8 protein-coding genes and 1 pseudogene are annotated in these 5818 nt (G+C 70.4%); 4 read left to right on the forward strand and 5 right to left on the reverse strand.

What is annotated here, in order from left to right; genetic code table 11:
* Both ETD96_RS40195 and ETD96_RS40200 read right to left on the reverse strand, forming a co-directional pair.
* Positions 1–397: MFS transporter (locus tag ETD96_RS40195; RefSeq protein WP_205719704.1), on the reverse strand; the 397-nt coding region annotated here is incomplete at its 3' end.
* A gap of 175 nt (positions 398–572) precedes the next feature.
* A complete protein-coding gene (locus ETD96_RS40200) occupies positions 573–1136 on the reverse strand; it encodes a TIGR03086 family metal-binding protein (RefSeq protein WP_138641729.1) in 564 nt (187 codons plus the stop codon).
* A 179-nt stretch (positions 1137–1315) separates the two neighbouring features.
* Between ETD96_RS40200 and ETD96_RS40205 the strand changes: the two genes are divergently transcribed.
* The gene (locus ETD96_RS40205) at positions 1316–1906 is read left to right on the forward strand and encodes a helix-turn-helix domain-containing protein (protein ID WP_205719705.1); all 591 of its coding nucleotides are present in this window, start codon (positions 1316–1318) and stop codon (positions 1904–1906) included.
* Between the two features lie 565 nt (positions 1907–2471).
* Here ETD96_RS40205 and ETD96_RS40210 read toward each other — a convergent pair.
* Positions 2472–2981 carry a GNAT family N-acetyltransferase gene (locus ETD96_RS40210; protein WP_138641731.1) on the reverse strand — a complete coding sequence of 170 codons (510 nt, stop codon included), beginning with the start codon at positions 2979–2981 and terminating at the stop codon, positions 2472–2474.
* 104 nt (positions 2982–3085) lie between these two features.
* Here ETD96_RS40210 and ETD96_RS40215 point away from each other — a divergent pair, with 104 nt between their 5' ends.
* Both ETD96_RS40215 and ETD96_RS40220 read left to right on the forward strand, forming a co-directional pair.
* Positions 3086–3646, forward strand: coding sequence for a hypothetical protein (locus ETD96_RS40215; protein WP_138641732.1), 561 nt, complete (start codon positions 3086–3088; stop codon positions 3644–3646).
* Between the two features lie 15 nt (positions 3647–3661).
* Positions 3662–4189 carry a hypothetical protein gene (locus ETD96_RS40220; RefSeq protein WP_138641733.1) on the forward strand — a complete coding sequence of 176 codons (528 nt, stop codon included), beginning with the start codon at positions 3662–3664 and terminating at the stop codon, positions 4187–4189.
* A gap of 129 nt (positions 4190–4318) precedes the next feature.
* Here ETD96_RS40220 and ETD96_RS40225 read toward each other — a convergent pair whose 3' ends face one another.
* Both ETD96_RS40225 and ETD96_RS40230 read right to left on the reverse strand, forming a co-directional pair.
* Positions 4319–5038: a DUF72 domain-containing protein gene (locus ETD96_RS40225; RefSeq protein ID WP_138641734.1), complete on the reverse strand. Its 720-nt coding sequence runs from the start codon at positions 5036–5038 to the stop codon at positions 4319–4321.
* A 39-nt stretch (positions 5039–5077) separates the two neighbouring features.
* Complete coding sequence (locus ETD96_RS40230) at positions 5078–5533, reverse strand: hypothetical protein (RefSeq protein WP_138641735.1); 456 nt, start codon at positions 5531–5533, stop codon at positions 5078–5080.
* An 82-nt stretch (positions 5534–5615) separates the two neighbouring features.
* Here ETD96_RS40230 and ETD96_RS40235 point away from each other — a divergent pair.
* Positions 5616–5818: pseudogene (locus ETD96_RS40235) on the forward strand (hypothetical protein); the annotation flags it as partial.

A 5818-nucleotide genomic window follows, 5' to 3' on the forward strand; every position in this document is an offset into this window, starting at 1 on the left:
CCGCCAGCACCGGCGACGCCACCGCCGACGCCGCCACAACCGCCAGCAGCGACACCGCCTCGGACCGGCCGATCACACGCGCATACGCACCCGCCGCACCGACCCGCTCCAACTCCTCGTACACCAGCGCCTGCATCGTCCCCGAACGCAGCGCCGACCCCACGCCCCACAGCACGAAACCCACGGCGAACACCGGGAACGACGGAAAGAACGCCCACAGCACGAAGCCCGTACCGGGCAGCAGGGGAGCGACCACCAGCAGCAACCGGCGTGAGAACACATCCGCCCACAAACCGGACGGCAGCTCCAAGAAGAACGCCGTGGCCGACCACAGCGCGAACAGCGACGAGATCTCAGCGGGGGACAGCCCGGCGTCGGCGAACAGCACCGCGTACACCGGGTACAGAAGAACGAAATCCTCGAGGAACGCGTAGGCGTACAGCCTCCGCGCGAGCCCCGCCTCAGGTGAAGATCAATGTCGTCGGCGCATACCCGCACCCTAACCGCCGTACCGCTCCTGCGCACCCCGGTATCCGGCCGGGGCAGGGGAGAGGCCGATCGGGCGGGTCGGGTCAGGCGGCGGGATCGCGGCCGAACAGCGCCAGCAGCCGCGCCTGGGAGTCGGCGTCGCCGGGCACGGCGACCTCGGCCCCGAGCATCCCCGCCTCACGGCCCCGAGGCGCCATCGCCTTCGCCGTCTCCAGCGCCGCGTCCACCAGGTCCGCGGGGAGCACCACGGCCTGACCGGTCGCCCGCGCCAGGTCCCAGGTGTGCACGAGCAACTCCAGCGGATACTGCTCGATCCACTCGCGCACCGTCATTTCGATGCCCATCGCCAGCGGAACCCGCCGATCCAGCGCAGCGGGCGTCAGCTCCGCCGTCATTCTGGCGCGGACCTCGCGCCAGGACGCCAGCGGGTCCGCGCCGGCGACCTCCCGCCAGTCCGGATCGTCCTGGGGGAGCGGCCGCCCGGCCGCCCGCAACTCGACCACCAGCAGCCCGGCGGTGACGTGCCCCGCCACATCGACGGCCGCCCAGCCCTCGCACGGCGACGGCGACAGCCACCGGTCCGCCGGCACCGCCGCCAGCACCGCCTCGAACGCGTCCAGCGCACGGACGAACCCTTCAGGAACCACGTCGCCACCACCTCGCCGGGCCCGGGAACACCGTCATGCGAACCCCGCCAATCTAACGATCAGCGCGGCGCACGTCCGCCTCTTTTCCGCGTTGATCGTCCGCCGAGCAGGCGGGCACCCCCGCATGGGAGTGGGAGAGTGGCGGCATGGGGACTGCCAATCGCACGCTTACCGCAGACGTGATCGCGGCACTGACGTACTGGCCCGGCATCCTTTACGGCGGCCAGAAGAACCCTCCGGACCCGGTCGACGTCTCCGTCCTGCTCCCTTTCTTCAACGAATTGCTGCAGGACCTGCCCTGGTGGAACCGCGACTGGAAAGTCACCCGCGTCGAACCCGGCCGCCCCCTGGAGATCGCGAGCGGTCACGACCGCGGCAGGACGAGGTTCACTGAGACCTCCGTGCCCGGCACCGTCGGCCCCGGCGACGGGGAGAGCCTGCCCTTCGTCGCGAAGGTCAGGTTCGAAGGCGACCAACTGATCAGGTTCCAGGCCAAGGTCGGCGACCTGCTCATCGAGCCCGCGGCCGCACCGGCCGGCCAACTGGAACCGCATCCGTTCGGAAACGTGTTCAGCGGGCTGATGGACCTGCGCGGAATCCCGAGCAGGGAAATGGCGGAGCGAACCGCACGATCGAGGTCCACGATCCACATGCTGCGCAGCGGAAGTCTCAATCCGCATCCCGTTCTCGTCAAGGAGATCGCTAACGCCTTGGACATGTCCGAAGCGGACATAAGGGTGATTTCCGGGCTCGGCGACGGCGATATCTGATCCCCAGTGGCGCCTGCGACGGCAGAGACCAGGGGAGTGCCCTCGGCAGGCCGGCCGACAATCTCGCGTAAGCAGCCAGGGGAGCGGACGGTGCGGCAGGGCGGGCTCACGGACGATTGTCGGCTGCAGCCAAGCAAGGCGGCAGCGCTGGGCGGTTCTCCTGGCGGCCGTGATGGCGATCCGAACGATCTTGGAGACTGGCCGGCTGACGCCACCGCGGAGGCAATAGCCAACTCGGCGTCGGCGGAGCGGGTGCGGAGGTCGACTTGTTCGCCATGTGCGCGCGGACGAGTGGCACGAAGGGAGCCGGGCTCGTCTTCGAGGGGCGACGACGGCACGGGCCGTCCTCGCCCGCAGAGGTCTTCTTTCGGAACCGTCAGACCGGCTGAGGGGCCTCGCGCGGTCCGGAATCGGGTCTACTTAACATAATGTGCATTATCGACCAGCGATCAGACCTGGCGGGATAGGGGCGAACCGGGCGAGATTGTGCGTGCTACGTTCGGCGCGCGTACTCCGTCGAGCGTCTGCGGATTCTGCTCGCGGCACCGGTCGTCCGGCCGAGGTCTCAGTGCGCCGAGGTGAGCGCGATCCAGTAGCGATCTTCGCCGCGGATTCGGCCGTCGCGCACGCCGCCGTTGGCGATGATCACCCGGCGGGACGGCTCGTTGTCGGCGGCGCAGGTCAGCAGGACGCGTTCCAGGCCCAGCCCGCGGCATTCCACCAGCCCGGCGGCGAGCATCCGCGTGGCGTGCCCGCGGCGCCGCCACGGCGCGACGACGTGGTAGCCGATATGGCCGCCGACCTCGGCGAGCTCCGGCGTCAGGCGGTGCCGGACGATCAGCGTCCCCAGATAGTGCTCGCCCGCCACGTACCAGAACGTCGTGCACGGCACGCCCCACCGCTCCTGGACGCCGCGGCGCCGCGCGACGAACGCACCGAAGTCGCGGTATGCCTCGTCCAGCCAGTCCATCGGGTCGCCCGCCGCCAGGTGGTCGGCCCGCTCCCCGGCCAGGAACGACTCGCGCACCGCCGTGGTCGGCGGGATCAGGCGCGGCGCCGGGACGAGGAGGCTCACGCGCCCAGTGTCCCCGATCCGGCAGTGTCCCCGATCCGGGAACCGGGGGCGGCGGCGCGGGAGTCTCACACCCGTCCCCTGATCCGCAACGACGAAAGGTGATCGTGAGCGAGCACCTCGACCAGGTCTTCGGCCGGCTCGTCAACCGCAGCTGGGAGCGGTTCTCCGAACAGCTCCACACCCGCGAGATCGACGACCTGCTCGTCGGCGCCGTCATCACCGCGGCGGTCGCCCAGGGCAACGCCCTCATCGACCTCAACTCCGACGGCGACCACCACTACCTGCGGTTCCAGCACCGGGAACGCAAGCACCGGCTGATGTTCCAGCTGACGCACCTGGCCGGCAGCGTCACCGCCGCCAAGACGCTCGGGCAGCACGCCGCCGTGACGATGGCCTACGGCGAGTACGTCCAGGACGCACGGACGGTGTGGCAGGCGCTGAAGTCGGAGGTCAAGAGCGGTTTCCTCGACGTGGGCGAGCCGGGTGTGTTCACCGTCGACGCCGACCTCGGCACCGGCTACGTGTACGTCCAGGTCCCCCTGCTGCTGGACCTGGACCAGTACTTCGCCGGCCACTACACGGTGAAGTACCCGGTGCTGCAGGAGCACATCGCCGCCGTCGCCCAGGCCTGCGCGAAGTACCTGCACGGCCGCATCGCCGCTTGAACGGGAGGACCGCCCATGCTTTCGATGATCAACAAGTTCAAGAACAACGCCGAGGCGCGCGAGAGCAAGGACGAGGCGCTCATCGGCGAGATGGTGTTCACGATGGCGCACCTGGGGTGCCCCGTCATCGGGATCAAGTCCGGCGGCGACCTGCAGTACGTGCGGTTCAAGCCGGTCGGCGACCCCGTCCTGTACAGCTTCACGATCGTGCTGGACCGCAAGACCGGCGACGGCGTGCTGCAGCAGGCGGTGCTCGGCAGCAAGGCGACGCTGACGTTCGTGGCGGAGGTGAAGAACCACATCGCCGATCCCGACGACCTGGTGGCGATGTTCCGCACCGACATGGCGAACATGCTGCGCAGCCCGTGGTTCGGCGACGTCAAGCTCGACCACCAGCTCAACACGGTCACCGCGACGAAGAAGCAGCTGATCGACATCGACGACTACGCGGACGCCGACGGCGCCGACCGCGACCGGCTGCGGCAGCTGCTGCAGGGCACGATGCAGGAGCTGCGGGAGAAGGTCGCCCCGTACAAGAAGTGACGGCGGGCGGGGGGCGGCGCGAGGGTGTCGCCGCCCCTCCCCTCCGCGGCCGTCGTGCCGCTCCCCTGTGGTCTCCGTGGTTGACCGGACAGAAGCTGGATTCTGTCCGGTTTGCGTAGTTTGTTGTCTTTAATCCGTTTCGGGGTGCGCGGTGAGCTCGGCGAAGCGCAGCGCGTTGCGGACGGCCGCTCCTCCGGGGTCGTTGTTGAAGTAGACGTAGGCGTCGTCGGCGCCGGCGAGTTCGTCCGCCCAGCCCTGAAGGGTCTCGTCGTCGTAGTTCGGCCAGGGCTCGACGGGGCCTTCGTGGAAGCGCAGGTAGAGCCAGCCGGTGGTCCGCCACAGCGGCGTCTGGGGGCGGCCGAGGCGGTCGGTCCAGCACAGGGCGGCGCCGTGGCGCTCCAGGAGGCGGCGGGTCTCGTCCGTCCACCATGAGGGGTGGCGCGGCTCGACCGCGACGCGCACGCCCGCCGGGAACCGCTCCAGGCACGCGGCGAGGCGGTCGAGTTCGGCGCGCAGGGTGGGCGGGAGCTGCAGCAGAACCGGCCCGAGCTTGGGACCGAGCCCGGCGGCGGCGTTCATGAGGCGCTCGACGGGCTCGGCCGGGTCGGTGAGACGCTTCATGTGGGTGAGGTAGCGGCTCGCCTTCACCGCCATGACGAAGCCTGGCGGGGTGCTCCCCCGCCACTGCTCGAACGTCTCACGGCCCGGGAGCCGGTAGAAGGCGTTGTTGTTCTCGACCGTGGCGAAGACGTCGCCGTAGTGCCGCAGCCAGCGCCGCTGCGGGAGGCCGGGCGGGTAGAGGACGCCGCGCCAGTCGGCGTACTGCCAGCCCGATGTGCCGATGAGCATCGGCCCCTCCCCTACGTCCGGCGGTGCCCTTCGGGGTGGTCATACCCGCCGGTGGGGTTCGAGGGCGCGGATGTAGTCGACGAGGCGGACGCCGATCTCGAAGGGGGCGTCGGGGGCGTCGAGGTCGAGGTCGGGCCAGGTCTCGGAGATCCGGCGCCAGGTGCCGCGGCCGAGGAAGGGGCCGGTGGCGGGGTCGTCGCCGAGGTCGGCGCGCCAGCGCGGCTCGGTGGTGCGCAGGCGGGCGAGGGCGGCCTCGTTGGCGGGTTCCTCGCGGTGTTCGGCGTGGAAGCCGATCTCGACGGCGTGGGTGCGGGCGCCGGGGGCCAGTTCGGCGGGGATGACCTGGGCCTCGTAGTGCTCGCGCTGGGGTTCGGGGTCGCCGAACCACGCCTTGACGCCGTTGTGGCGCACCTGGACGCGGGGGTGTCCGAGGCCGGGCGGGGTCGAGGCCCGGACGATCTCGCCGACCTGGTCGAACAGTGCGCGGTCCGTCACGGTGCCGATGTTACGGGGGTTTCTGTCGGTGGCGGACGGTAGCGTCCGGCGGGTGCGTCCTTCCGATGTTCAGCGTCTGACGGTGGCCGAGTGCGTGGACCGGTACGGGGAGATGGTGCGGGCGAAGACCTCGACGGGCGCGCTGGCGCCGGCGTCGGCGGAGGTGTACGCGCGGGACGTGGTGACGTTCGCGGCGCTGGCGGGTGCGGAGCGGGTGCTGGACGATCTGACCGGCAGTGCGGTGATGACCGCCCAACCAGTCAGGGCCCGGGCGTGCTGCAACAC

Source organism: Actinomadura geliboluensis, from assembly GCF_005889745.1.
Lineage (GTDB): Bacteria > Actinomycetota > Actinomycetes > Streptosporangiales > Streptosporangiaceae > Spirillospora > Spirillospora geliboluensis.

Excerpts from the sequence above, each read along its gene's own strand:
- ETD96_RS40220 (WP_138641733.1), top strand. The coding sequence starts at position 3,662 with ATGCTTTCGATGATCAACAAGTTCAAGAACAACGCCGAGGCGCGCGAG.
- ETD96_RS40225 (WP_138641734.1), bottom strand. The coding sequence starts at position 5,038 with ATGCTCATCGGCACATCGGGCTGGCAGTACGCCGACTGGCGCGGCGTC.